The following is a 25,606-nucleotide window of genomic DNA, read 5'->3' as shown; positions in this document are numbered from 1 at the left end:
TGCCCATGAGCACGACTCCTCCACCGCAGGCCCTGACCCCCGACGCCCGCCCGGGCAGGGGTGAACCCACCGCCGAGGACGGCGCGTTCGGCTGGTTGCGCGCCCTCGGCCCGCACGGCCGACGCGCGTTCGCCGGTGCTTTCGGTGGATATGCCCTGGATTCATACGACTACTTCACCCTGCCGCTGAGCATGGTCGCGCTCGCGGCGTACTTCGGTCTGAACAGCGGTCAGACCGGCCTGTTCACCACCGTCACCCTGGTGGTCTCCGCCGTGGGCGGCGCCGCGGCGGGCGTGTTCGCGGACCGGGTCGGCCGGGTCCGTGCGCTGATGATCACCGTGGTGACCTACGCGGTCTTCACGGTCGCCTGCGGCTTCGCGCCCAATTACGAGACGCTGCTCGTGTTCCGCGCTCTGCAGGGCCTCGGTTTCGGCGGCGAGTGGGCGGTCGGTGCGATCCTGGTCGCCGAGTACGCGAGCGCCCGCCACCGGGGCCGCACACTGGGCGCGGTCCAGAGTTCCTGGGCCGTCGGCTGGGCTCTCGCCGCGGTCGTGTACACGCTGGTCTTCTCGTTCGTCGGCGACGACCTGGCCTGGCGGGTGATGTTCTGGACCGGCGCGCTGCCCGCGCTCCTCGTGGTGTGGCTGCGCCGCCGGGTGCACGACGCCCCGCAGGCGGTCGCGGTACGCGAACGGAGCCCGCGGCGCGGCTCGTTCGTCGCCATCTTCCGGCCGGGCACGGCCGAGGCGCCCGGGCTGCTGCGCACCACGGTCTTCGCGGGCCTGCTGTCCACGGGTGTCCAGGGCGGCTACTACACGCTGGCGACCTGGATCCCGACGTATCTCAAGACCGAACGCGGGCTGTCGGTCGTCGGCACCGGCGGCTATCTGACCTTCCTCATCTCGGGAGCCTTCCTCGGCTATCTGACCGGCGGCTACCTCACCGACCGGCTGGGCCGACGCCGCAACATCTGGCTGTTCGCGGTGCTGTCGGCGGTCTGCGTGCTGGCGTACGCGAACATCCCCGGCGGCGCCAACACGCTGCTCCTGGTGCTGGGTTTCCCGCTCGGCTTCTGCATGTCGGCCATCTTCAGCGGCTTCGGTTCGTACCTGAGTGAGCTGTACCCGACGGCGGTGCGCGGCACCGGGCAGGGCTTCACGTACAACGCGGGCCGCGCGGTGGGCGCGGTCTTCCCGACCCTGGTGGGCTTCCTGGCCGGCAGCTGGGGCGTGGGCGGCGCGCTGGTCTTCGGCGCGGCCGGCTACGCACTGGCGGCCCTGGCCCTGTTCGGACTGCCGGAGACGCGCGGAAAGGAACTGGCGTGAACCGTACGGAAGATCACTCGCTCACCGTGGCCGCGCACGACCTTCCCGTCACCCTCGTCGACGAGCACGCGCGCGCGTGGAGCCCGAGAAGTGCCCGGGCCCGCTTCCGGGAGGGCCTCGCGGGCCCCACGGCCGGGGTCGCGGCCGGTCACACGCAGGCCAACCTGATCTCGGTGCCCGCCGACTGGGCTTACGACATGCTGCTGTTCTGCCAGCGCAATCCGAAGGCCTGCCCGGTGCTCGACGTCACCGACGCCGGCGCGACCGGCACGGAACTCGCGGAGGGCGCGGACCTCCGTACCGACCTGCCGCGCTACCGGGTGTGGCGGGACGGGGAGCTGGTGGACGAGCCGACCGACGTGCGCGCCCACTGGCGGGACGATCTGGTGTCGTTCCTGCTCGGGTGCAGTTTCACGTTCGAGTGGGCGCTGGCCGGGGCCGGGGTGCCGATCCGCCATGTCGAGCAGGGCCGGAACGTGCCCATGTACGTGACCAGCAGGCAGTGCCGTCCGGCGGGACGCCTGCGGGGGCCGATGGTGGTGTCCATGCGCCCGGTGCCGCCGCGGCATCTGTCGACCGCGATCCGGGAGAGCAGTCTGCTCCCGGCGGTGCACGGCGGCCCCGTGCACTGCGGCGATCCCTCGGCGCTCGGCATCGACGACCTGGGCCGGCCGGACTTCGGCGACCCGGTGGACGCCGACCCGGACGACATCCCGGTGTTCTGGGCGTGCGGGGTGACTCCGCAGGCGGCGGTGACGGCCTCCCGGCCGCCGTTCGCCATCACGCACGCGCCGGGCCAGATGTTCATCAGCGACGCCCGCGACGAGCAGTACCGCGTGGCCTGACAGGAGAGACAGCGCATCCATGACCTCGATCGACCTGAACGCCGACCTCGGCGAGGGCTTCGGCCGCTGGCGGCTCACCGACGACGAGCAGTTGCTCTCCGTCGTGACCAGCGCCAATGTGGCCTGCGGCTTCCACGCGGGGGACGCGGCCACCATGCGGCGGGTGTGCGAGCTGGCGGCCGAGCGCGGGGTGACCATCGGCGCCCAGGTGTCCTACCGGGACCTGGCGGGGTTCGGGCGGCGCGCGATGGACGTGCCGCCCGCCGAGCTGGCGGCCGAGGTGGCCTACCAGATCGGCGCCCTCGAGGTCTTCGCCCGTGCCGCCGGCGCGCGCGTGGCCTACGTGAAGCCGCACGGCGCGCTCTACAACCGGGTCGTGCACGACGAGGAGCAGGCCGCCGCGGTGGTCGACGGGGTGCTCCTCGCGGACGCCGCGCTGCCCGTTCTGGGGCTTCCCGGTTCCCGGCTGCTCGGGCTGGCGCAGAAGGCGGGGCTGCGGGCCGTCACGGAGGCCTTCGCGGACCGCGCGTACACCGACGAGGGCACGCTGGTCCCGCGCGGGCGCGAGGGCGCGGTGGTGAGCGACCCGGAGGCGGTGGTGGAGCGCTCGGTGGAACTGGCGAGCTCCGGCGCGGTCACCTCGCACTCCGGCACGCGCGTCGCCGTGCGTGCCCGCTCGCTCTGTCTGCACGGCGACACCCCGGGCGCCGTGGAGCTGGCGCGCAGAGTACGTGCGCGGCTCGCGGCGGCGGGCGTGACCGTGGCGGCCTTCGCATGAACACCAGCATGAGCGGCACCGGCACCGGCACCGGCACCGGCACCGGCACCGGCACCGGCACCGGCACCGGCACCAACGTGGACACGAGCCCCCGGTCGGCCACGCCCATGACGATCCACCCGGTCGGCGACGACGCCCTGCTCGTCGAGGTCGGCTCCGGTGCGGAGGCCCAGGCACTGCACGCCGAGTTGCTGCGCCGTCGTGCGGAGGGCGCGCTGACGGTGCGCGAGATCGTGCCCGCCGCCCGCACGGTCCTGCTGGACGGCGTCGACGACCCGGCTCGCCGGGCCACCGAGCTGGCCGCCACCGTGCTCCCTCCCACTCCCCCACGCGCGCGTGCCGTGATCGACCTGCCCGTGCGCTACGACGGCCCGGATCTCGCCGAGGTCGCCGCCCACTGGCGGGTGGCGGAGCGGGAGGTGGCCCGGATCCACGCGGCGACCGAGTTCACCGTCGCCTTCTGCGGCTTCGCGCCCGGCTTCGGCTACCTCACCGGGCTCCCGGCCCGCTACGACGTGCCGCGCCGTGCCACTCCGCGGACCGCGGTACCCGCGGGCGCGGTGGCGCTGGCCGGGCCGTACACCGGTGTGTACCCGCGGTCCTCGCCGGGCGGCTGGCAGCTGATCGGGACGACGGACGCGGTGCTGTGGGACCACGCGCGCGTGCCGGCCGCCCTGCTGGCGCCGGGGACCCGCGTGCGGTTCGTGCCGGTGGGGGACGTATGACCGACCGCGCGCTCGTCGTCGTACGGGCCGGTGCGCTGACCACCGTGCAGGACCGGGGCCGGCCCGGGTACGCGCATCTGGGGGTGCCGCGCTCGGGGGCGCTGGACGCGCCCGCCGCGGCGCTGGTCAACCGGCTGGTCGGCAACGCACCGGGCGCGGCCGTTCTGGAGACGACGCTCAACGGGTGTGCCGTGCGGCCGCGTTCGACCGTCGTGGTGGCGGTCGGCGGTGCGCCGTGCCCGGTCACCGTGGGCGGGCGTCCGGCGGCCTGGGGCGCGCCCGTCGTGGTTCCGGCCGGGGAGCTGCTGGACGTGGGAACGGCCCGCTCCGGCGTACGGAGCTATGTGGCCGTCTCGGGCGGGATAGCCGTGGAGCCGGTGCTGGGCAGCCGGGCCACGGATCTGCTCTCCGGGCTCGGTCCCGCTCCGCTGGCGGCCGGCGCGGTGCTGCCGCTCGGCACACCGGTGGGCCCGCACGCGCGCGCGGACGTCGTGCCGCAGCCGTCCCCGCCGGCGGAACTGGTGCTGCGGGTGACGCTCGGCCCGCGGGCCGACTGGTTCACGCCGGCGGCCGTCCGGGCGTTCACCTCGCGCGCGTACCGCGTGTCGTCGGCGAGCAATCGCATCGGGCTGCGCACGGATGGCCCCGCCCTGGAGCGGGCCAGTCCCGGTGAACTCCCCAGCGAGGGCATGATCCTCGGCGCCGTCCAGGTCCCGCCGGACGGCCGTCCGGTGGTGTTCCTGGCCGACCATCCGACCACCGGCGGCTATCCGGTGATCGCGGTGGTCCGCGCCGCCGACCTCCCGGCGGCGGCCCAGGCCGTCCCGGGCATCCCGGTCCGCTTCGTGGCCGTACGCCGACGCTGAACCCGCCGAACACCGACGCCGAGCTGCCTGCGCCTGCGCCTGCGCCTGCGCATGAACCGTCGAACACCGTCGCTGGGCCGACGCGGCGGCCTCCTCACGCGGCGTCGGCGGGCCGCTCCGGGGGCTGGAGGGCGGCCAGCGCGGCGGAGACCGCGGCGGACGCGCTCAGGTCCAGACGGGCGCTGGTGCCCCTGCGGCGGTGCCGCATCTCGTCGACGGCCAGCCGCAGCAATTGCGGGAGCAGGTCCCGGCAGCGCCTGATCACCCAGGCGGTGCCGGCCGTGGCCAGCCAGAGGAGACTCGCCCTCGTCGTCGGCGGCGGGAACTCGGGCGACGGGGACGGCGCCGTCCCCGTCGCCATGCCCAGGGGGGCGAGCAGGGCGTGGAAGCGGACGGCGAGCTGCCGGTGTCCGCGCTCTCCAGGGTGCAGCCGGTCCGCGCTCCACATGGCGCGGTCGGTGAGCCAGGCGCCCTCCGCCGCGTGCAGATGGACTGCCCCGTACCGTTCGGACAGGGCGTGCACCACCATGTTGACCGCACGCCCCCGGCGGGCCAGCGGGCGGGACAGGGCACCGGGGAGGCCCCACATCGAACCGGGGTCGGGCAGGCACGCCGTGAGCAGGGTCGCGCCCTGCGCGGTCAGGGCCGCGTAGACCTTGTCGAGCCGTTCGGCCACCGCGTGGATGTCGAAGGTGCAGCGCAGGGTGTCGTTGACGCCGATGACGACGGCGACGATGTCGGGACGCAGTTCCAGCGCGACCGGGGTTTGGCGTTCCAGCACGTCCCGGGTCTGCGCGCCGCTGACCGCGAGGTTGGTGAACTCCACGTCCTGCACGGCGAGCCCGCCGGCCAGCAGCGCGGCCCAGCCGCGCCACCCGTCGCCGGCGGGGTCGCCCACGCCCTCGGTCAGCGAGTCCCCGAGCGCCACGAAGCGAACGGTTCTCATGCCACGCCCTCCGGCACGACACGACGGGCCGGTGCCGTCGTTCCGTCCTCGTCACGCCGGCACAGCACCGGCGCGTCGTGCGCGGCCAGGAACGCCTCCACGGCTGTCCCCCACCCGAAGCACTCCGCACGCGCGCGTGCCGTTTCCCGGCGTTCGGCGGCGGGCCGCTCGAGGAGCGTCTCCACGGCGTCGGCGAACGCCTCGCCACGGTCGGCCGCGGTGGCCCCCGCGGATCCGATCACCTCGGGCAGCGCGGAGGAGGCGCTGGCGACCACGGGTGTCCCGCAGGCCATGGCCTCCAGGGCGGCGAGCCCGAAGGTCTCCGCGGGTCCGGGGGCCAGTGCGACGTCCGCGGACGCCTGCAGCGCGCCCAGGCTGTCCCGGTCGGAGACATGCCCCAGGAAGGTCACCGGCAGCCTGCGCTCCCGCACCCGCTGCTCCAGGCGCTCCCGCAGCGGACCGTCCCCGGCGACGACCAGGATCACCCGGCGGCCGCGCCGGACCAGCGCCTCCAGGGCGTCGATGGCGGTGCCGGGCCGTTTCTCCACGGACAGCCGGGAGCACATGACGAGCAGTGTCTCGTCCTCGCGCGCGTACCGGGCCCGCAGGTCGGGGTCGCGCAGCGAGGGGTGGCGGCCCACCAGGTCGACGCCCAGCGGGGCGCGTACGACGTTGCGCGCGCCGATGCGGATGAACTCGCGCTCGGCGAACTCGGTGGTGCACACCACGCGCGCGTACGAGTGCGCCGTGCGGATGTTGAGGGCGTCGGCGGTGCGCCGGGACATGTTCTCGGACATGCCCCAGGTGCGCAGGACTCCGTCGGCGGTCTCGTGGGAGACCATCACGGCGGGGACCCGGGCACGCCGGGCCCAGCGGCCGGTCCAGCGCAGGGTGGTGCGGTCGGAGACCTCCAGGCGGTCCGGGGCGAGGTGCTCCAGGAGGCTCTGGACCCGCTTCTTGTCGACGAGGACACGGTAACCGCCGGTGCCGGGCAGCAGCGGGCCGGGCAGCGTGATGACCCGGCCCTGCTCCTCGTACCGGTCCGAGTAGCGCTCGCCCGGCACGATCAGGACCGAGTCGTGCCCGGCCGCCACGAAGCCCTTGCCGAGCTCGCGCAGCGCGGTGCGCAGGCCGCCCGAGGCGGGGGCGACGAAGTTGGCCAGCCGGACGATCCGCAGCGGTCCCGACGAGGTGACGCTCATGCCGCCACCACCGGCCGGCGTGCCGCGAGCACGTCCTCGTAGTGGCCGATCAGCTGGTCGCCGACCGCGGCCCAGGTGCGGCCCTCGACCGTGGTCCGCGCGGCCAGGCCGAACGCGGCCCGCATCCCGGCATCGGCGACGAGGGAGGCCACGGCCTCCCGTACGGCACCGGCGTCGCGTGGCGGGACGAGGAACCCGGTGCGGCCGTGGTCGACCAGGTCGATGGGGCCGCCGACGGCGGGCGCGACGACCGGGACACCGCTGGCCATGGCCTCCTGGACGGTCTGGCAGAACGTCTCGAAGGGGCCGGTGTGGGCGAAGACGTCGAACGAGGCGAAGATCCGGGCGAGGTCGTCGCCGGTGCGGCGGCCGAGGAAGACCGCGCCGGGCAGCGCCTCGGTGAGGTGGGCCTGAGCGGGGCCGTCGCCCACGATCACCACCTTCACGCCCTCCAGACCGCAGACCCCGGCGAGGAGTTCCACCTGCTTCTCGGGGGCGAGACGGCCGACGTAGCCGACGATCACCTCGCCGTTCGGGGCGATCTCGCGGCGCAGCGCGTGGTCGCGGAACTGGGGACGGAAGCGGACGGTGTCCACTCCGCGCTGCCACAGCTGGATCCGGGGGACGCCGTGCGCCTCCAGGTCGCTGATCGAGGCGGTGGAGGGGGCGAGGGTGCGGTCGGCCGCGCCGTGGACGGACCGGATCCGCCGCCAGGCGGCCGCCTCGCCGGCGCCGACGTACGTCCGGGCGTATCCGGCCAGGTCGGTCTGGTACACGGCGACGGCCGGGATGCCGAGCCGGGCGGCGGCGGCCATGCCGCGGACGCCGAGGATGAAGGGGCTGGCCAGGTGCACCACGTCGGGTCGGTGCTCGATCAGTGCGGCGGCGAGCTTGCGGCTGGGGAGAGCCACGCGGACCTGGGGATAGCCCGGGAGCGGAAGGGAGGGGACGTGGACGACAGGGCAGGGCGCGGCGGCCGCGGCGAGCCTGTTGCCGGGGGCGGGGGCCGGAGCGACGACGAGGGGGGCGTGACCGCGATCGACGAGGTGTCGGGCAGTCTGGAACGCGCAGTGGGCCACGCCGTTCACATCGGGGGGAAAGGATTCGGTCACGATGACGACACGCATACCGGTGTTGTCGCCGCGCTGGACGTGGCCGCGCCAAAGTGGATCTTTCCGGCTGTTAAACGTCCCATGAGCGTTGCCCCGCACACCCGAGCGGGCCAGCCGGCGGCCATGCCCGGCCGGCCTGCCGGTCACCGGTTGTTCACCTGGCGGGCGGTCGTCCGCGCAGGAAAGGTGTACGGGATCCCCGCGGTTCCCGTGGTTCCCCGTGGCGGTGCGGTGGTCCGCCACGGTGACATGTCACATGGCGGCGGTGTCCGGTCCGATGCGGCTGCGTACGGCCGTCTGCACCTCCGCCTCCTCGGCAGGGTCGGCGGCGAGCCGGCGGAGCTGCTGCACGACCCGGGCGTCAGCGGTCTCGGCATGCCGGGCGGCGAGTTCGCGGGTGGTCTCCTCGCAGTCCCACAGGCATTCGACGGCGAAGCCGGTGGCGAAGGAGGGGTCGGTGGCGGCCAGCGCGCGGGCGGCGCGGCCGCGCAGGTGGGACGAGGCGGTCTCGCGGTAGACGTGGCGCAGGACGGGCGCGGCACAGACGATGCCGAGGCGTCCGGTGCCGTCGACCAGGGTCCACAGGGTCGGCGCGTCGGGGCCTTCGCCGCGGACGGCTTCCCGCAGCGCGGCGAGGACCAGTTCGCTGTCCTTGGTCCCGCCCCGGCAGGCCAGCATCCGGCCGGCGGCGGCGCCGAGGGCATCGGGCCGCCGGGCCCAGCCGCGGGCGCGCTCGACGGCGGCGATGCTGCGCATCCGTTCGAAGGCGTCGACGGCGGCCTCCATGACGGTGGCCGTGCCTTCGGCCACCGCGACCTCGATCAGGTGCAGCGCGTCGGGGTCGTTGCTGTCGGCGAGGTAGCGCAGGGCGGTGCAGCGGGCTCCGTCGGTGCCGTCCTTGGCGGCCTGGAGAATCTCCGGCCGGTCCTCGGGCCCGGCGACGGCGACCAGACAGCGGGCGGCCGGCACATGGAGGGCCGCGCCCCGCTCGACGCCCTGCTGGGCCCATTCGAAGACGGCCCGCACGCTCCACCCGGGACGGGGCCCGGCAGGTCTCATCTGGCGCTGCCAGCGGTCGAAACAGCCGGTCTCCTGCGCGGCACGCACGCGCGTGGCGATCGGTTCGCGGGGATCCTCGGCCCACAGCCGCCAGGGTCGTGGCTCGAACGCGTCCCGTACGGCGGCGGCCAGCTCGGCCTCGCCCTCGGCGTCCGTGGTGAAGCGCGCGAGCACCGGGCCGGCGAGGGCGCGCAGCCCCGCGTCGTCGTCGCGCAGCGCCAGCTCGTCCAGGGCCCAGGCCCAGTTCGAGCCGGTGGCGGCGTACCTGCGCAGCAGTTCGAGCGCGTCCCGCCTGCCGTAGGAGGCGAGGTGCCCGAGCACGGCCAGCGCGAGGCCGGTGCGGGACTCCTCGGTGTCGAGGACGTCCTCGGCGTCGAAGAGGTGCGCCTCGATGGCGTCCAGCTCGCCGTGCAGGTCGAGGTAGAGACGGGCGTAGTAAAGGGAGCGGTTCTCCACCTGCCAGTCGTGGCGGGGGTCGCGGAGCACACAGTGGTTCAGCGCCGCGAGCGCTTCGGCGCGGGGGGCGGTGAGCGCGTGCAGCGTGCCGTCGCCGCGGCCCCGCTGAAGCAGGCCGAGCAGCGTACCGCTGGGCGCTATGACCGGATCGAACATGGGAAACAGCCTCACATCAAGCGTCGACGCAACCGGAGAACACGAACTACCTGGCCGCGTGACACAACGTCGGGGCGCCCGCCGTCTCTTGCTTGCTGTAGACCATTTCTCTCTGCCTCTCGTCAGTGGCCCATGCGGGCCGCATCACGGCCCGCGCGGTGCGGCAACACCTGCCCAGCCATCGCGTCCGTGAATCACGACGTCATGATGACTCGGCACTCCGACCTGCCGCGACCGAAATTTCGGCGGCCCTGTACCGCCTCCCCCGTTTTGTGTGTTTTAGCTGCTCAGAGCAGATGGGTCAGGAGGTGCCGAACAGTTCCAGAACCTCTGCCTTGCCGAACATCCGTGCTGTGTCGACGGCCGACGGAGTGCCCGCCGCCGGGTCCGCGCCGGCCTCCACCAGCACCTCGACCACTTCCGTCTCACCCTTGAAGACCGCTCCGGCGAGTGGGGTCTGACCTCGGTCGTTGACCCGGTTCGCCTCGGCGCCCCGGGCGAGCAGCTCGCGCACCGCGTCGGCGTGCCCGTGATAGGCGGCGAGCATCACGAGGGAGTCGCCGCGGTCGTTGGTGAGGTTGGCCGGAACGCCCGCGTCGAGGTACGCCACGAGCGCTTCGGTCCGCCCCTGCCGGGCCAGATCGAAGATCTTGGTCGCCAGCTCCACGACCTCGGGGTCGGGGGCTTCGCTCATCGGCCGGACCGCCTCTCCTGTGCGCTGCGGGACTTGGGTGGACTGAGGGAGCGTACGGCAACGGGCGGACCGTGGGGCCGTACGAGTGAATCGCCAGCGTACTGGCCCAGGGTGAACATGACCGGATCTGCCCGAGGTAAAGATCACCGCAGCCACGCCGAACACCCGGGACGATCCACCAATCGGGTGAGATTCCTCCCATTTCACCCGATTGCACCTTTAATCGTATGGATACCTGGTGTGATCCTGGAAGAACTCATGGTGACTGTCCCCCTTCGACACCAGGAGATCTCAATGATCCTCTCCATCTCAGGCGTCATCGTGCTCGGCATCATCGTCTTCCTCTTCTTCCGCAAAGACGGACTGAAGCCGTCGCACGCCACGGTCTCGGCACTCTTCGGCTTCTATCTCGCCAGCACGGCCATCGCACCGAGCATCAAGGCAGGCGGCGAGAGCCTGGCGAGCCTGCTCGGCGGCATCAAGTTCTGATCCCGCTCCCGCCCGCACGCACGCACGCACCATGAGGAGACAGCAGTGGCCCGGCGCTCTCTTCCCCGCATTCTGAGCAACGGCACCGCGCAGCTCGTCCGGAGCCGGGAGCTGGCCCGGACGGCCGCCGACAGCGCCACCGACGTCCTCCACCCGCTCATCACCGTGACCCGCGGGCTGAGCAGGCTGGCCTCGGCCGGGCGGCGCAGGTGGGCGGAGACCCCGAAGGACAAGCGTGGGCCACTGCTGTTCCTGGCCGCCTCGGTCGTCCTGGTCGTGGCGCTGGTGCCGTACGGACCGCTGCTCGCCGTCATCACCCTGATGGCGGCGAGCGCCTGGCAGGGCCGGGACCGCACCCCGCCCCCGACGACGGGCCCCGACGAGTCGCAGACCCAGCGGCTCCAGTCCCTGTACGAGGCCCTGGTGCCCTACCTCTCGGCCCCCGAGGACCCGGCGCCGCTGTACGCGCACGGCGGGGAATGGGAGAAGGCCTTCGTCTCCCACGAGTTCGACGACGCGGGCCGCCTCGGCCAGCTCCTGCTCCGCTATCCCGCGTACTTCCCGGACGGCGAGCCCGAGGCCCGCGCGCGGATCGAGCACCTGCTCACCGCGAAGTCCGGGCGCGGCCGCGAGTACCACTTCGCGTGGGACGAGGAGGGAAACCGGCTCACGGTGACCGTCCTCGCCCCGCTGCCCACCGACATCGCCGCCCAGCGCTTCGTCACCGCGCCGGGCGAGACCGTCCTCGGGTTCACCGACCCCAGCGAGGTGCAGCGCACGCTCCCGCTCGGCTACGGAGACGAGCAGCGTGACGTGCCGCCGGTCGTCTGGCGCACCGGCGCCCGCTCCACCGAGCCGCACCTGCTGGTGCTGGGCCGCCCCGGCAGCGGCGTCTCGACCCTGGTGCGCTCCATCGCCCTGCAGGCCCTCCAGTACGGCGACGTCCTCGTCGTCGAGGGCGGCGGCACCGGCGAGTACATGTGCCTCACCGGCCGGGACGGGGTCCTCGCCGTGGAGTGCGCTCTCGCCGGGGCGCTGGCCAGCCTGGAGTGGGCCGCGAACGAGACGGAGCGGCGGCTCATCGCGCTCCACCGCGCACGCCAGGCGGGCCACCCGCCGCCGGACGACTGCAGGCGGCCCCTGTGGATCCTCCTCGACCGCCCGAGCGCCTTCGTCCACCTGGCCTCGGCGAACGGCCACCAGGACCCCCAGGCCCTGCTCCAGGTCCCCCTCCGGCACGGCCGCGCGGCGAACGTCACCGTGGTGATCGCCGAACAGCTCGACAGCGCGGACGCGCTGAGTGAGGCGGTACGGCAGCACACACGCGCGCGTGTCGTGCTGGGACCGGCGCTGCCGGACGAGCTGACGGCGGCGCTGGGGGCTCCGCCGCACACGACACCGCTGGCCCAGGTGCCGCCGGGGCGGGGCTATGCCCGGCTGGGGCACGGGCCGGTACTGCGACTTCAGGTGCCGGCGACTCCGGATCCGTACGACGACGCGACGAGCGAGGTGGACCGGGAGGCGGTGCTGGCCTTGCTGCCGCCGCGGAGCGAGGTGGTGGAGCAGGAGGTGCCCTTGGAGGCTGCCGTCGCCGAGAGCTGAGGGGGTGGGACGCCTCACCGGCACTCGCCGGGTGGCCGCCCGCGCCCACCCGTGCGTGGCGCCCCGGGGGTACCTCCCCGCTACGCCACAAACATCCGCGGCGCCTCCGCGCTCACCCCGCTCACCCCCGACTCCACCAACCGCGCCGCCGCGGCCAAGCGCGTCGCCGCCTCCTCGGCCACCGCTCCCGCCACGGTGAACGGAAGGCGCACATAGCCCTCGAAGGCCCCGTCGACCCCGAAGCGCGGCCCCGAGGGCACGCGTACCCCCACCCGCTCCCCCGCCTCCGCCAGCCGCGAACCGGACAGGCCCCCGGCGCGGACCCAGAGCGTCAGGCCGCCCTTCGGCACCTCGAACTCCCAGCTCGGCAGCTCCCGGCGTACCGCCGTCACCAGGGCGTCCCGGTTCTCGCGGGCCTGGGTCCGGCGCAGGTCGGCGGCCTGCGCCCAGCCCCCCGTGCTGAACAGCCAGTTCACCGCGAGCTGCTCCAGCACCGGCGTGCCCAGGTCGGCGTAGGCCCGCGCGGCGACCAGACTGCGGATCACGTCGGGAGCCGCCCGTACCCAGCCGATGCGCATGCCCGCCCAGAACGCCTTGCTGGCCGAGCCGACGGTGATGACGGTGGAACCCGCGGGGTCGAAGCCGCAGACCGGGCGGGGCATCTCCACGTCGTCCTCCAGCCACAGCTCGCTCATCGTCTCGTCGGCGACCAGCACCGTGCCCGCCGAGCGGGCCGCGTCCACCAGCCGGCGCCGCTGGTCGTCGTCGGCGAGCGCCCCGGTGGGGTTGTGGAAGTCGGCGACGACATAGGCGATCCGGGGCGCCGCCTCCCGCAGGACCTGGCGCCAGCGGTCCAGGTCCCAGCCGCCCAGCCCCTCGGCCATCGCCACCGGCACCAGGCGGGCGCCCGCCTCCCGCATCAGCTGGAGGATGTTGGCGTATGACGGCGACTCGACGGCGATGCGCTCGCCACGGCCGCCGAAGAGATGGCAGATCGCGTCGATCGCGCCCATCGCACCGGTCGTGACCATGATCTGCTCGGGCATGGTGGGGATCCCGCGCGCCGTGTAACGCTCGGCGATCATCGAGCGGAGGACAGGGAGCCCGGCCGGATAGTCGCCGTGGGTGTGGGCGTACGGCGGGAGTTCCTCCAGGGCGCCCTGGACGGCACGGGTCAGCCACGGCTCGGGGGCCGGCAGCGCGGCGCAGCCCAGGTCGATCACCGAGCCGAGCGCCTCGGGAGGCAGGGGTTCCAGGCCACGCGCCGGGAGCGGGTTGCCCGCCGGGACCGCGGTCCAGCTTCCCGCGCCCCGGCGGGACTCCAGGAAGCCCTCCGCGCGCAGCGCCTCGTACGCCGCCGCCACCGTCGTACGGCTGACGGACAGCGCGAGGGCCAGTTCGCGTTCGGCGGGCAGCCGGGCGGCGACCGGGACACGGCCCTCCAGGACCAGCAGCCGGATGCCGTCGGCGAGGGCGCGGTAGGCCGGCGGACGGCGGGTGCCGGGGCCGGCCGGACGGTCCTGCTGCGAGTTGAGCAGCCGGGCGAGCTGCGCGGGCCCCACCGCCGAGGTCCACTGGGCCATGAGAATCAGTCCACCTTCCCTGAATTGGCCATGGATGCCTTTTCCTTCCGAGCCACAGAGTGACACGGGTCAGGCCACCTTTACCACCAGGGGGGTATCCCTTGCCCGCACAAGACCGTCTCGGCCGGCGGCTGGTCCAGCTCTATACGGGGCTCACGCTGTACGGCGTGAGTTCCGCGCTCCTCGTCGAGGCGGGCCTGGGGCTGGAGCCCTGGGGCGTGCTGCACCAGGGGCTCGCCGAGCACACCGGGCTGGGCATCGGCACGGTGTCGATCATCGTGGGGGCGGCCGTACTGCTCCTGTGGATCCCACTGCGCCAGCGGCCGGGCCTCGGCACGGTCTCCAACGTCTTCGTCATCGGCCTCGCCATGAACGCCGCTCTCGCCGTCGCCCCCCAGGCGCACGCGTTCGCCGTGCGGATTCCGCTGATGGCGGCCGGCATCGTGCTCAACGGGGCGGCGACCGGCCTGTACATCGCGGCGAGCTTCGGGCCCGGTCCCCGGGACGGTCTGATGACGGGGATGCACCGGCGTACCGGCCGTTCGATCCGGCTCATCCGGACGGCGATCGAGGTCGCGGTGGTCGTCACCGGCTTCGTGCTCGGCGGGACCGTCGGCGTCGGCACCCTGCTCTACGCCGTGTCCATCGGCCCGCTCGCCCAGCTGTTCCTGAAGGTGTTCGCCGTCCCGCCGGCATCCGGCCGCAGCACGGTCGTTGCCGCGGGGTCACCCGGGCACGCGATACTGCGCCGGTGAGCACGCCGACCCGCCACCCGTACCTGGACCACCCCGGCCCCATCGCCTTCGCCCATCGGGGCGGAGCCGCGGACGGCCTGGAGAACACCGTGACGCAGTTCCGGCGCGCGGTCGAACTCGGCTACCGGTACATCGAGACCGATGTGCACGCCACGGCGGACGGCAGGCTCGTCGCCTTCCACGACGACACCCTCGACCGGGTCACCGACGGGGCCGGGCGGATCGCCGACCTGCCGTGGGAGGACGTACGGCACGCGCGCGTGGCGGGCCACGAGCCGCTCCCCCTCTTCGAGGAGCTGCTCGAGGAATTCCCGGAGGTCCGCTGGAACGTGGACGCCAAGGCGGAGCCGGCCCTGCGGCCGCTGCTCGACCTGATCGCGAGGACGGACTCCTACGACCGGGTGTGCGTGGGGTCGTTCTCGGAGGCACGGGTGCTGCGGGCGCAACGGCTGGCCGGGCCGCGCCTCGCCACCTCGTTCGGCACCCGCGGGGTGGTCGGGCTGCGGCTGCGCTCCTGGGGACTGCCCGCGGCGGTGCGCCGGTCGGCGGTCGCCGCCCAGGTGCCCGAGTCCCAGTCGGGGGTCCCGGTGGTCGACCGGCGCTTCGTGCGCGCCGCCCACGCGCGCGGGCTGCACGTCCACGTGTGGACCATCAACGAGCCCGAGCGGATGCACCGCCTCCTGGACCTGGGTGTCGATGGCATCATGACCGATCACATCGACACGTTGCGCGAGGTCATGCAGAAGCGCGGCGTCTGGTTCTGAGGCGCGGGCTGCACCGCTGCGGGAGAGGCGAGGGCACGGGTGGGCAACACCGAAACCGTGCGGACGGGGGTCTTCGACGAGGCCGCCGGGCTGCGCCGCGAACAGCGCGGCTGGTACTTCTACGACTGGGCGTGCTCGGTCTATTCGACGAGCGTCCTCACCGTGTTCCTCGGCCCGTACCTCACATCGGTCGCCGGCCACGCGGCGGACGCCGGCGGCTATGTGCATCCGCTCGGCATCCCGGTCCGGGCAGGCTCCTTCTTCGCCTACTCGGTCTCCCTCTCGGTGGTCCTCGCGGTCGTGCTCATGCCCCTGGTGGGCAGCGCGGCCGACCGCACGGGCCGCAAGAAGCAGCTGCTCGGCGTGGCCGCGTACACCGGAGCCGCGGCCACGACCGGCATGTTCTTCCTGGACGGCGACCGCTATCTGCTCGGCGGACTGCTGCTGGTCGTCGCGAACGCCGCCCAGTCCGTCGCCCTGATGCTCTACAACTCCTACCTGCCGCAGATCGCCCCGCCCGAGGAACGCGACACCATCTCCTCCCGGGGCTGGGCCTTCGGCTACGCCTCCGGTTCGCTGGTGCTGATCGTCAACCTGGTCCTCTACTCCGCGCACGACTCCTTCGGCCTCTCCGAGACCGAGGCGGTCCGCATCTGCCTGGCCGCGGCGGGCCTGTGGTGGGGCACCTTCACCCTCATACCGCTGCGGCGGCTGCGCGACCGGGGCGCCAGGGCGGCCGAGGCGACGGCACCGGGACTGCGCCAACTCGCGGCGACCGCCCGGGACATGCGCCGCCATCCGCTGACGCTCTCCTTCCTGCTGGCGTACCTCATCTACAACGACGGCATCCAGACCGTGATCTCCCAGGCGTCGGTCTACGGCTCCGAGGAGCTCGGGCTCGGCCAGTCGACGCTCATCGGCGCCGTCCTGCTGGTGCAGGTGCTGGCCGTGGCGGGCGCCCTGACGATGGGCCGGCTGGCCAGGACGTACGGGGCGAAACGCACGATCCTGGGATCGCTGGTGGCCTGGACCGTGACGCTGTCGGCCGGGTACTTCCTGCCGGCCGGGGCACCGGTGTGGTTCTTCGTCCTGGCGGCCGCCATCGGTCTCGTCCTCGGCGGCAGCCAGGCCCTGTCCCGCTCCCTGTTCTCCCATCTCGTGCCGCCCGGAAAAGAAGCCGAGTACTTCGCGGCGTACGAGATGAGCGATCGGGGGATGAGCTGGCTGGGACCGCTGCTGTTCGGGATCACCTACCAGCTGAGCGGGAGCTACCGCTCGGCGATCATCTCGCTGGTGGTCTTCTTCGTCATCGGGTTCGCGCTGCTGGCGCGGGTGCCGGTGCGACGGGCGATCGGCGAGGCCGGCAACCGGGTCCCGCAGAAGATTTAGCGTTCAACGCGGAAGGGCGGTAGTGTACGCGTTTGGCCTGCCAGGCGTACCGTTACTGCGCGTCAAAGAAGCCGAAACGCTGGGTGACATCTGTTAGTAGATGTGACAAACCGGGCGCCGGTGGGTACAACAAGGGGCGGCTACGACGGCGACGCATGACCCGGAACGGGAATCTTTACCGCCGACCGGACGTTGACCGGATGACGACGACAGCGACACCTGTCCTGTGGGCGACAAGCCCGGGAGGCACGATTCATGAGTGAGCGAGCTCTTCGCGGTACGCGCCTCGTGGTGACCAGCTACGAGACGGACCGCGGTATCGACCTGGCCCCGCGCCAGGCCGTGGAGTACGCATGCGAGAAGGGACATCGTTTCGAGATGCCCTTCTCGGTCGAGGCGGAGATCCCGCCGGAGTGGGAGTGCAAGGTCTGCGGGGCCCAGGCACTCCTCGTGGACGGCGACGGCCCTGAAGAGAAGAAGGCCAAGCCCGCGCGTACCCACTGGGACATGCTGATGGAGCGGCGCACCCGTGAGGAGCTCGAAGAGGTCCTTGAGGAGCGTCTGGCGGTTCTGCGTTCCGGGGCGATGAACATCGCGGTTCACCCCCGGGACAGCCGCAAGTCCGCATAGCTCCGTGTAACGGAAGCCGAGATAACAACCGAGGGCGCCGTACGTTCACAGAACGTACGGCGCCCTCGGTTTTCGGCGTGCGTCACCGTGTCAACGGCGGCCGTTCTCCCGACGGCTCGTCCCCCGGCTCGGGGCCGTCGTGGCGGATCACCTCACCCTGGACGACCTTTCCGTCCGGGCGGTGCATGCGGGCCTGCTGGAAGGCGTTGCCCAGGGTGCCGGGGGCGGCGGCGCGGAGTCTGCGGTCGACGGTGCGCTCCACGAGGCGGGAGACCGCCTTCTGGACCGGCGGCAGCAGGAGCAGCAGGCCGAGGACGTCGGAGACCAGACCGGGGATCATGAGGAGCAGGCCGCCCAGCATCATCAGGCCGTTGCCACCGCCGCGCTCCGGGGAGCCGCCGCGCTGGATCGCCTCGTTGAGACTCCGGAAGGCGCGCCGGCCGGCGCGCTTGACGACCACGGAGCCGGCGACGAAGCCCGCCACCAGCAGCAGGAACACGGTCATGCCGCCCGCCGCTCCCGCGACCAGCGTCAGCAGCCAGATCTCCAGCACCAGCCACGCCGCGAGACCCAGCGGCAGGTATCTGCCGAGCCGGGACCGCCGGGGCCGGGTGGTGTACGAAGGAGTCTGCGCGCCAGTCGTCATGCCCCCAGTGTGCCTGGGCCCGGCTCAGCGCGGCATAAGTGGATGATCAACCGTGACTGTGCGGTTCCGAGGCGTCGGCTAGGACGGCTTGCCCTTGCCGGTCACCCTGCTCACCCGCTCGCTGACGCCCCAGGAGGTGACCCGCCACAGCGCCTCGACCAGGATGTCGCGGCTCATCTTGGAATCGCCGAACTCGCGCTCGACGAAGGTGATGGGCACCTCGACGACCTGGAAGCCGGCCTTGACCGCGCGACGGGCCAGGTCCACCTGGAAGCAGTAGCCCTGCGAGGCGACCTCGTCGAGGCCCAGGCCCTCCAGGGTCTCGCGGCGGAAGGCACGGTAGCCGCCGGTGATGTCCCTGAGCGGCAGATCGAGCGCGAGCCGGGAGTACAGGGAGCCGCCGCGGGAGATGAACTCACGGGACTTCGGCCAGTTGACCACCCGGCCGCCGGGCACCCAGCGGGAGCCGAGCACCAGGTCGGCGCCCTTCAGCGCGGTCAGCAGCCGGGGCAGCTCCTCCGGCTGGTGGGAGCCGTCGGCGTCCATCTCGACGAGCACGCCGTAGCCGTTGTCCATGCCCCAGCGGAAGCCGGCGAGGTAGGCGGCGCCGAGGCCTTCCTTGCCCTTGCGGTGCAGCACGTGGACCTGGTCGTCCGCGGCGGCCAGTTCGTCGGCGAGCTTGCCCGTGCCGTCGGGGCTGTTGTCGTCCGCCACCAGCACGTGCGCCTCGGGGACGGCCTGGCGCACCCGGCCGACGATGGACTTGATGTTCTCCGACTCGTTGTACGTGGGAATGATCACCAAAGCCGTGCCGAGCGGGCCGAACCGCCTCCCCTGGGCCTGTGCCGCGAGGGTCCCGTCGCCGTCGTTCACTGCTGCCCCTTCATGTCGTACGCAGGGGACCACCATAGTGGCCACGGCCTGCACCGACGTGACAGCTCGTTCGTATGGTGGTGTCGATTGCGCAAGAACGGGGTAAGGATGCCCGTTTCGGGCACCTGCCATCCGCGCTTTCGTCATCGTGTTCCCCCGGGGCGCCCCTTTGTTCCCCTGCGGAGCCGCTCCTCTCCTGCGGATGGGGGCCCGGCGCCCTTCGGGCCGACCTGGGACCCGCTGGCTGCGGGTCGACCGAAAGCCGTTGTCTACTGAGCGTCCGGGCCCCACCCGGGTCACACCTCCCGACCGGCCGGAACGTCCCCTCGTCGGCGCGGGCGCTGAGCCTGGCTCCCAGTGACGGTGCCCCGGTGCGGCACACCGTCCCTGACCCAGCGGCGCTGCGACGAGTGCGCGAACTGTTCCCCGGTCGGGCGTCCGGTGGTGGACTTGGCCGAACCTACCGGCCCGCTGCCATTGGCTGTCAACAGTCGTTTGACCTGGGCAAACGACCTCAAACCCCTGGTCAGAGCGGAGGATGCGCAGGTCGCGCGACGGGGCGGCGGCCGTCGATCACGGCCGCGCCACCCCGGGAGATCACTCGCCCGGCCGTACGAATGCGCGGGTCACTCGCCCGGTCGTACGAACACGGTCCGGCCGCCCACCACGGTGCGCAGGCAGACCGGCAGTTCGCGGCCCGGGGTCAGGTCGGGCAGGCCGGGGGTGCCGGAGCGCGGATCGGTGGACCAGCGGGCGACCCGGTCGTCCGGCGCCTGCACCACCAGTTCGTCGGTGCGCCAGACCGCGTAGTCGGCGGGCGCGCCCGGGACCAGCACGCCCGCGTCGTCCCGGCCGATCGCCCGCCAGCCGCCACGCGTGTGCGCGGTGAAGGCGGCGCGGACCGAGATCCGGTGCTCGGGCGTGTGGTGGAAGGCGGCGGCCCGCACGGTTCCCCAGGGATCGAGCGGGGTGACCGGGCTGTCGGAGCCGAAGGCGAGCGGGACCCCGGCCCTGAGGAGGGCGGCGAACGGATTGAGGGTGCGGGCCCGCTCGGTGCCGAGCCGCTGGGCGTACATGCCGTCCTCGCCGCCCCAGAGCGCGTCGAAGGCGGGCTGTACAGAGGCGATCAGGCCGAGTTCGGCGAAGGCGGCGATGTGCTCGGGCGTGAGCATCTCGGCGTGCTCGACGCGGTGCCGGGCGGCTCGGACACGGTCCGGGCCGACCTTCTCGGCGGCGGCGCGCGCGCCTGCCACGACGGCGGTCACGGCGGCGTCGCCGATGGCGTGGAATCCGGCCTGCAGACCGGCCTCGGCGCAGGCGACGACATGGGCGGCGACGGCGTCCGCGTCCAGGTAGGCGGCGCCGGTGTGGCCGGCGTCGGCGTACGGCTCGTGCAGACAGGCCGTGTGGGAACCGAGGGCGCCGTCGACGAACAGGTCACCTGCGGCACCGAGCGCGCCCAGCTCGCGCGCCTTCTCGGCGTTCTCCTCGGCCCAGTAGCCGACGACCCGGGGTCCGGGCACCTGGGCGGCCAGCCGCAGCAGCCCGGTGAAGTCGTCCTCGGAGGAGATCTTCGGCCCGCCGCACTCGTGCACGGTGCCGATACCGAGGCCGGCCGCGTGCGCGAGGGCGGTGCGCTGGGCCTCGGCACGCTGGGCGGGCGTCACGGCCGCGAACGCGGCGGCGCGTACGGCGTGGTGGGCGTCGCCGGTGAGCGGGGCGTCCGGGCCCGGGACGGCGCCCGGGACCAGGTCCAGCAGGGCCGTGGTGACGGCCGCCGAGTGGACATCGATACGGGAGAGGTAGAGCGGACGTCCGCCGGTGGCCGCGTCCAGCTCGGCGCGGGTCGGCGGGCGGCCCCCGGACCAGCGGGCGGCGTCCCAGCCGTGCCCGAGCAGGACCCGGTCGTCCGGGCGGGCGGCGGCGAAGTCCCGTACCAGTGCCAGGGCCGCCTCCAGGGAACCGGCGCCGGACAGGTCGAGGCCGGTCAGTGCGAGGCCGGTGGACGTGGTGTGGACGTGGGCGTCCGTGAAGGCCGGGGTGACCAGTGCCCCGTCCAGGTCGACGACCTCGTCGACACCGTCCGCGAAGGCGTCGGCGGCGCCCTCAGAACCGACCCAGGCGACCTGGCCGCGCTCCACGACCATCGCGGTCGCGAACGGATCGGCGGGACTGTGCACCTCGCCGCGGCGAAGGAGGACGGTCTGGGGCTCGGGGGCGCGCTCACTCATGGGGAACAGTCTCGCCCCTGCCGCCGGCGGCTCTGGACACGGGGCGTCCCGAACGCGCCCCTCAGGGCGCGGGGCGGTGTTCATACACGGCTCCGCCGCGCGGGCGCGACCGGCAACAGTGCACCACCCGCGGGCGACGAACGGCCGAAAGCCCGGCGGCCTCAGATCTTCGGCGGTCTCGCCTCGTACGGCGTCGACAGCACCACCGTCGTCCGCGTCGACACGCCCGCCAGGCCGCGCAGCCGTGCCAGCAGTTCCTCCAGTTCATGCGGGGTCGCCACGCGCACCTTGAGGATGTAATTCTCGTCGCCCGCCACGCTGTGGCACGCCTCGATCTCCGGGACGTCGGCCAGGCGGTCCGCGATGTCGTCGGGGGCGCTGGGGTCGAACGGTTTCACCGAGATGAACGCCGTCATGGGCAGCCCCACGGCCTCCGGGTCGACGACCGCGGCATAGCCGCGGATGACGCCACGCTGTTCCAGCCTGCGCACCCGCTGGTGCACGGCCGACGTGGACAGACCCGTGGCCTTGCCCAGGTCCGTGTAGCTCATCCGCCCGTCCTTGACGAGCAGCTGCACGATTTGACGGTCCAGCTCCTCCATGGCGCAAAAACTACAGTGCGCCTGATCTCCTCGGGTAGCTCAGCAGCCCAGGTCATAGCCGGTTCGTGATGTCGGAGAGCGCGGACTGTGAGCCGCCTGAGGGACAAATCCACCGCAGCGGGCACCTGCGCTCGGCATGTGACGAACGCCACAGCCCTGGAACGGGCTCCGTGATGTCCTCGCGATTACCGCCGAGACCGGACGGGAAGTGCTTGCTGTGGTCGAGGCCGCAGTGCCGTAACGGCCCAGCCCGAGGGGGAGTTACCCATGCAGAGTCTTAAGCGCCCTGGTCGTACCGTGCCCAAGCGCCCGCAGTTGGTGGTCGAGCCTGAGCCGGAGGGCGTCGAATCCGACCTCTACGAGGCCGATGAGCTGGACGCCTATGACACCTTCGAGATGTTCCGGGTGATCTGCCCGGACTGCGCGCAGTCCATCGCGCTGCTGGCGGACGAGGAGTTCCTGCCGGAGCACGCGCTGTGCGCCTCGCCGTGGAACCCGTTCGGCCTCACGGTCTGTGGCGGTACGGGCCGCGCGGCGGCCGACGCCCCGTCCGCGGACGAGTCGGTCGAGCCGCTGGAGCAGGACACCGCCCTCCTGCTCGCCCTCCCGCAGGGTCTGGACTGGCGGACGCAGCCCTTCTCGCACGTCGGTGGCCCGAGTTCGCGCCCGATGCGGGTACCGGCGATGCGCCCCGGCGGCGCACTCGTCAGCCGTCAGGCCGCCTGAGTCACCGCACCGCATCCCCGTAGCCGTCCGGCACCATGGCGCGCAGCCCGCCGTGGTGCGGGATCAGCGTGTCCGGACCGCGGGGCCGCCTGCCGGTAGGCCACGCGCAGCGTGACGCTATCTGCCGCAGGGCGGCGTACCGGGTGCAGGAGCCAGGTCTCGCGACGTGCGGCCGGTCGGGCTCGCGTCCCGGAAGAAGGGGTGCGGGCCTTGCCGAGGCCCTTCAGGGCCCGCTGCCGTACGTCCGCGCTCCCCGGGGCGGACGACGGTCCGCCGGCAAGCGGGTGGAGGCCGGATCCGGGACCGGACGTCCGTGAACTCACGCGCGATTCGGTGGATCGGTGACCGGGGCGGCCGCCCCGGCGTTGGCCAGGTATGACGACCACCTACACCGCCCTCGGCCGTCAGCGCCGGATCTTCGTCCCACCGCCCGCGGCATCGCTTCCGTCACCCCCGCCGCAGGATCCGCCCATCTACCGCGATCTGCTGCGGACCTGGGCGGACCGGGGCCGTGCCCTGCCGGGCCGCCACGACCCGGAGTGGGTCAGGCTGGCGGCCCCGACGGTCGCACGCGGGCAGTTCAGCGACCTCAGCGGCTTTCCGGCCCCGCCACATGACGGGCGATGACCATCCGCTGGATCTGGTTGGTACCCTCCACGATCTGCAGGACCTTGGCCTCGCGCATGTAGCGCTCCACCGGGAAGTCCGCGGTGTAGCCGTACCCGCCGAGTATCTGGACGGCGTCGGTGGTCACCTTCATCGCGGTGTCGGTGCAGTAGAGCTTGGCCATGGCGGCCTGCTTGGCGAACGGGCGGCCCGCGTCGCGCAGCCGGGCCGCCGCCAGGTAGAGGGCCCGGCCGGCCTCGATCCGGGTGGCCATGTCGGCGATCATGAAGCGCAGGCCCTGGAAGTCGGAGATGGGGTGCCCGAACTGCCGTCGCCCGGTGGCGTAGCCGACCGCCTCGTCCAGGGCCGCCTGGGCCAGGCCGATCGCGCAGGCCGCGATGCCGAGCCGCCCGGAGTCGAGAGCGGCCAGGGCGATGGCGAAGCCCTGGCCCTCCTCGCCCAGGCGCCGCTCGTCGGGGACGCGCACGTCGTCGAAGTGGACCTGGGCCGTGGGCGAGCCCTTCATGCCCATCTTCTTCTCGGGGACCGCGCCGCTCAGCCCCTCGGCGTCACCAGGGACCAGGAAGGCGGTGATCCCGTGCGAGCCCTCGGCGCCGGTGCGGGCCATCACCGTGTAGAAGTCGGCGATGCCGCCGTGCGTGATCCAGGCCTTGGTGCCGTTGATCACCCAGTCGTCGCCCTCCCGGACCGCCTTCGTGCGCAGGGAGGCGGCGTCGGAGCCCGAGGCCGGCTCGGAGAGGCAGTAGGCGCCGAGCAGGCCGCCGCCGAGCATCGCGGGCAGGTGCTCGACCTGCTGCTGCTTGGTGCCGTAGGCGGCGAGCGCGTAGCTCGCGAGGGTGTGCACACTCACGCCGAGGCCGACGGTCAGACGGGCCGCGGCCAACTCCTCCAGGACCTGGAGGTAGACCTCGTAGGGCTGGTCACCGCCGCCGTACTCGGAGTCGTAAACCAGGCCGAGCAGGCCTGATTCCGAGAGCAGGGTGAAGACCTCGCGCGGGAAGCGCCCGGCGTCCTCCTCCTCGGCCGCCTTCGGCGCGATCTCACGGTGCGCGATCTCACGGACCAGCGCGAGCAGGTCCCTCGCCTCGTCCGTGGGCAGTTGACGCTCCACCGGCTGCGGGTCGCGGTCGGACATGGCGTCGCTCTCCTCCCTGTCGGGCAGCGGCGGCGACGGCCCGCGGGATAGGGGCGCCTCCGCCGTCGTGCGGGTGCGGCCGCGGCCGGTGTTCCGGGTCTCGGAAGCTGCTGACCTGCGGCTGCGCAGTGAGTATGCCCGATCGGGGACCTTCCGTCACCAGTTAACGACCGCTTACTTCAGGAATTCAAGAACAACATTCAAAACCCGCCAAATTGGTCCGAACCATTGACCAGACTGGTCTAGTCCTCCTAGGTTGACGACCAACGCTTCACCGCGCTCACGCCCATCAGCCCGTGTGCCGCGCCCCCCATCGCCCAGCGGGAGCACACCGTGACCCGGCAGGGCCGGGCGGCACCTACTTCAGGGAGCTGAGCGGCGGCACCACCGACGGCGAGCCGATCAAGGCCGCCGGCCAGCCCGCCGCACGGGCGCTTGGGGCGGGGGAACCACGAGCCCTCCGCCCCATCCGCGTCAGGCGTCCCGGCGGGCCGGGGCCGGGGCGCGGTAGGCCGGGTCCAGTTCCTCGATGGCGCGCAGGGTGCCGCCGAGCGTCTTGACCAGCAGCTCGCACAGGGTCTCGCGGGAGAGCCCGGGCCGGTCGATCCAGTCGAGGGTGGCGCCCTCCACGCTGCACAGCCAGGCGAGCAGGCCCGTCCTGGCGAGCGGGGAGATGTCGGTGCGGCCGTAGGCGCCCTCGGCCATGGTCGCGATGATCGCCTCGCGCACGCCGTCCCGGATGGCATGGACCTCGGTGTCGAAGCCGACGCCGCCGCTGACGATCGTGCGGTACGCGGCCTGGTGGTGCTCGGCGTAGCGCAGATAGCTGTCGATGGTCCGGTGGACGCGGTCCACCTGGGGCAGCTCCAGGCCGCTCGCGGCGAAGGTGACCAGGTCGGCGACGGAGTCCTGGATGATCGCCAGGTAGTAGCCGCGTTTGGACTGGAAGTAGTAGTAGATCAGCCCTTTGGCGACATGCGCCTGCCTCGCGATGTCGTCCATCGAGAGCGCGTCGTACGAGGTGTCGGCGAACAACTTCCGTCCGATGGCGATGAGTTCAGCACGCCGAGCCACGGAACGCTCGGTGCCGCGCGCCCGGGGCCGGGCGGCGGCACGCTGTTGACTAATATTCAATTTCGACCCCGGTCTCGACGGGCTGCGGGACATCCGCAGTATGTCAGGTCAGGTCGTGGGCCAGGTCACAGCAGACCGAGTTGGGTCACCAACATGGCGATGACCACGACGAGAGTCCAGCCCATCACATGTTCCAGAACCTTCGGGCCGTCGTCCTCGGGCCCGCCGGTACGGGCCCGGGCGGCGGTGGCGGAGTGCGTGGTCATGACGCCCACGATGCCATTGCTTGCGGCTTTTGCGACGGAGAGCTTGGTCA

25 protein-coding genes are annotated in these 25,606 nt (G+C 72.8%); 12 read left to right on the top strand and 13 right to left on the bottom strand.

Features of this window, described 5'->3' with window-relative positions; genetic code table 11:
- Positions 1–5 precede the first annotated feature (5 nt).
- From LQ326_RS02435 to LQ326_RS02415, 5 genes are all read left to right on the top strand, one after another.
- Positions 6–1,325, top strand: a complete 1,320-nt coding sequence (locus LQ326_RS02435) for an MFS transporter (protein WP_234531841.1) — start codon at positions 6–8, stop codon at positions 1,323–1,325.
- Positions 1,322–2,170, top strand: coding sequence for a putative hydro-lyase (locus LQ326_RS02430; RefSeq protein ID WP_372496704.1), 849 nt, complete (start codon positions 1,322–1,324; stop codon positions 2,168–2,170). Before LQ326_RS02435 ends, LQ326_RS02430 begins: the two co-directional genes overlap by 4 nt.
- Before the next feature lie 19 nt (positions 2,171–2,189).
- On the top strand, positions 2,190–2,948 hold the full coding sequence (locus LQ326_RS02425; protein WP_234531840.1) for a LamB/YcsF family protein: 759 nt from the start codon (positions 2,190–2,192) through the stop codon (positions 2,946–2,948).
- 107 nt (positions 2,949–3,055) lie between these two features.
- Positions 3,056–3,673 (top strand): 5-oxoprolinase subunit B family protein, encoded by a 618-nt coding sequence (locus LQ326_RS02420; protein ID WP_234531928.1) that lies wholly within the window; start codon positions 3,056–3,058, stop codon positions 3,671–3,673.
- On the top strand, positions 3,670–4,539 hold the full coding sequence (locus LQ326_RS02415) for a 5-oxoprolinase subunit C family protein (protein WP_234531839.1): 870 nt from the start codon (positions 3,670–3,672) through the stop codon (positions 4,537–4,539). Before LQ326_RS02420 ends, LQ326_RS02415 begins: the two co-directional genes overlap by 4 nt.
- Before the next feature lie 94 nt (positions 4,540–4,633).
- On the opposite strand, the gene LQ326_RS02410 is transcribed toward LQ326_RS02415, so the two are convergent.
- From LQ326_RS02410 to LQ326_RS02390, 5 genes are all read right to left on the bottom strand, one after another.
- Entirely contained in the window at positions 4,634–5,485 is an 852-nt protein-coding gene (locus LQ326_RS02410) for an SGNH/GDSL hydrolase family protein (RefSeq protein ID WP_234531838.1), read from the bottom strand.
- Positions 5,482–6,687 carry a glycosyltransferase gene (locus LQ326_RS02405; protein WP_234531836.1) on the bottom strand — a complete coding sequence of 402 codons (1,206 nt, stop codon included), beginning with the start codon at positions 6,685–6,687 and terminating at the stop codon, positions 5,482–5,484. The genes LQ326_RS02410 and LQ326_RS02405 overlap by 4 nt, the downstream gene beginning before the upstream one ends.
- Entirely contained in the window at positions 6,684–7,814 is a 1,131-nt protein-coding gene (locus LQ326_RS02400) for a glycosyltransferase family 4 protein (protein WP_234531835.1), read from the bottom strand. The genes LQ326_RS02405 and LQ326_RS02400 overlap by 4 nt, the downstream gene beginning before the upstream one ends.
- A gap of 237 nt (positions 7,815–8,051) precedes the next feature.
- Entirely contained in the window at positions 8,052–9,470 is a 1,419-nt protein-coding gene (locus LQ326_RS02395; protein WP_234531834.1) for a HEAT repeat domain-containing protein, read from the bottom strand.
- Positions 9,471–9,771: 301 nt separating this feature from the next.
- Positions 9,772–10,164: an ankyrin repeat domain-containing protein gene (locus tag LQ326_RS02390; RefSeq protein ID WP_234531833.1), complete on the bottom strand. Its 393-nt coding sequence runs from the start codon at positions 10,162–10,164 to the stop codon at positions 9,772–9,774.
- Between the two features lie 294 nt (positions 10,165–10,458).
- On the opposite strand from LQ326_RS02390, the gene LQ326_RS02385 reads away from it, so the two are divergent.
- Positions 10,459–10,653, top strand: coding sequence for a hypothetical protein (locus LQ326_RS02385; RefSeq protein ID WP_046731976.1), 195 nt, complete (start codon positions 10,459–10,461; stop codon positions 10,651–10,653).
- Between the two features lie 45 nt (positions 10,654–10,698).
- Entirely contained in the window at positions 10,699–12,255 is a 1,557-nt protein-coding gene (locus tag LQ326_RS02380; RefSeq protein WP_234531832.1) for a P-loop NTPase family protein, read from the top strand.
- A gap of 80 nt (positions 12,256–12,335) precedes the next feature.
- Here LQ326_RS02380 and LQ326_RS02375 read toward each other — a convergent pair whose 3' ends face one another.
- Positions 12,336–13,838, bottom strand: coding sequence for an SCO1417 family PLP biosynthesis transcription factor (locus LQ326_RS02375; protein ID WP_234531831.1), 1,503 nt, complete (start codon positions 13,836–13,838; stop codon positions 12,336–12,338).
- Positions 13,839–13,939: 101 nt separating this feature from the next.
- Here LQ326_RS02375 and yczE point away from each other — a divergent pair, with 101 nt between their 5' ends.
- The 4 genes from yczE (at position 13,940) to LQ326_RS02355 (ending at position 17,376) form a co-directional block, all read left to right on the top strand.
- Complete coding sequence (yczE, locus tag LQ326_RS02370) at positions 13,940–14,593, top strand: membrane protein YczE (RefSeq protein WP_234531830.1); 654 nt, start codon at positions 13,940–13,942, stop codon at positions 14,591–14,593.
- A complete protein-coding gene (locus tag LQ326_RS02365; RefSeq protein ID WP_234531829.1) occupies positions 14,590–15,357 on the top strand; it encodes a glycerophosphodiester phosphodiesterase family protein in 768 nt (255 codons plus the stop codon). Before yczE ends, LQ326_RS02365 begins: the two co-directional genes overlap by 4 nt.
- Before the next feature lie 39 nt (positions 15,358–15,396).
- Positions 15,397–16,746 carry an MFS transporter gene (locus LQ326_RS02360; RefSeq protein WP_234531828.1) on the top strand — a complete coding sequence of 450 codons (1,350 nt, stop codon included), beginning with the start codon at positions 15,397–15,399 and terminating at the stop codon, positions 16,744–16,746.
- Positions 16,747–17,001: 255 nt separating this feature from the next.
- The gene (locus LQ326_RS02355; RefSeq protein ID WP_003977404.1) at positions 17,002–17,376 is read left to right on the top strand and encodes an RNA polymerase-binding protein RbpA; all 375 of its coding nucleotides are present in this window, start codon (positions 17,002–17,004) and stop codon (positions 17,374–17,376) included.
- An 82-nt stretch (positions 17,377–17,458) separates the two neighbouring features.
- On the opposite strand, the gene fxsA is transcribed toward LQ326_RS02355, so the two are convergent.
- From fxsA to LQ326_RS02335, 4 genes are all read right to left on the bottom strand, one after another.
- A complete protein-coding gene (fxsA, locus tag LQ326_RS02350; RefSeq protein ID WP_234531826.1) occupies positions 17,459–18,022 on the bottom strand; it encodes an FxsA family membrane protein in 564 nt (187 codons plus the stop codon).
- A gap of 78 nt (positions 18,023–18,100) precedes the next feature.
- On the bottom strand, positions 18,101–18,895 hold the full coding sequence (locus LQ326_RS02345; protein WP_234531824.1) for a polyprenol monophosphomannose synthase: 795 nt from the start codon (positions 18,893–18,895) through the stop codon (positions 18,101–18,103).
- A gap of 626 nt (positions 18,896–19,521) precedes the next feature.
- Complete coding sequence (locus LQ326_RS02340) at positions 19,522–21,126, bottom strand: amidohydrolase (RefSeq protein WP_234531822.1); 1,605 nt, start codon at positions 21,124–21,126, stop codon at positions 19,522–19,524.
- 161 nt (positions 21,127–21,287) lie between these two features.
- Positions 21,288–21,728 carry an Lrp/AsnC family transcriptional regulator gene (locus LQ326_RS02335; protein WP_234531820.1) on the bottom strand — a complete coding sequence of 147 codons (441 nt, stop codon included), beginning with the start codon at positions 21,726–21,728 and terminating at the stop codon, positions 21,288–21,290.
- A gap of 267 nt (positions 21,729–21,995) precedes the next feature.
- On the opposite strand from LQ326_RS02335, the gene LQ326_RS02330 reads away from it, so the two are divergent.
- Positions 21,996–22,454, top strand: a complete 459-nt coding sequence (locus LQ326_RS02330) for a hypothetical protein (RefSeq protein ID WP_234531818.1) — start codon at positions 21,996–21,998, stop codon at positions 22,452–22,454.
- A 589-nt stretch (positions 22,455–23,043) separates the two neighbouring features.
- On the opposite strand, the gene LQ326_RS02325 is transcribed toward LQ326_RS02330, so the two are convergent.
- The 3 genes from LQ326_RS02325 to LQ326_RS02315 all read right to left on the bottom strand — a co-directional run bounded on the left by LQ326_RS02325 (position 23,044) and on the right by LQ326_RS02315 (position 25,556).
- Positions 23,044–24,216 (bottom strand): acyl-CoA dehydrogenase family protein, encoded by a 1,173-nt coding sequence (locus tag LQ326_RS02325; protein WP_234531816.1) that lies wholly within the window; start codon positions 24,214–24,216, stop codon positions 23,044–23,046.
- Positions 24,217–24,690: 474 nt separating this feature from the next.
- Positions 24,691–25,350, bottom strand: coding sequence for a TetR/AcrR family transcriptional regulator (locus tag LQ326_RS02320; protein WP_234531814.1), 660 nt, complete (start codon positions 25,348–25,350; stop codon positions 24,691–24,693).
- A 65-nt stretch (positions 25,351–25,415) separates the two neighbouring features.
- Positions 25,416–25,556 carry an SCO1431 family membrane protein gene (locus LQ326_RS02315; RefSeq protein WP_181803818.1) on the bottom strand — a complete coding sequence of 47 codons (141 nt, stop codon included), beginning with the start codon at positions 25,554–25,556 and terminating at the stop codon, positions 25,416–25,418.
- Between the last annotated feature and the right edge of the window lie 50 nt (positions 25,557–25,606).

This window comes from Streptomyces shenzhenensis (genome assembly GCF_021462265.1).
Lineage (GTDB): Bacteria > Actinomycetota > Actinomycetes > Streptomycetales > Streptomycetaceae > Streptomyces > Streptomyces shenzhenensis.
Note: the sequence above shows the minus strand (reverse complement) of the source record. Positions and strands in the feature narration are given on the sequence as shown.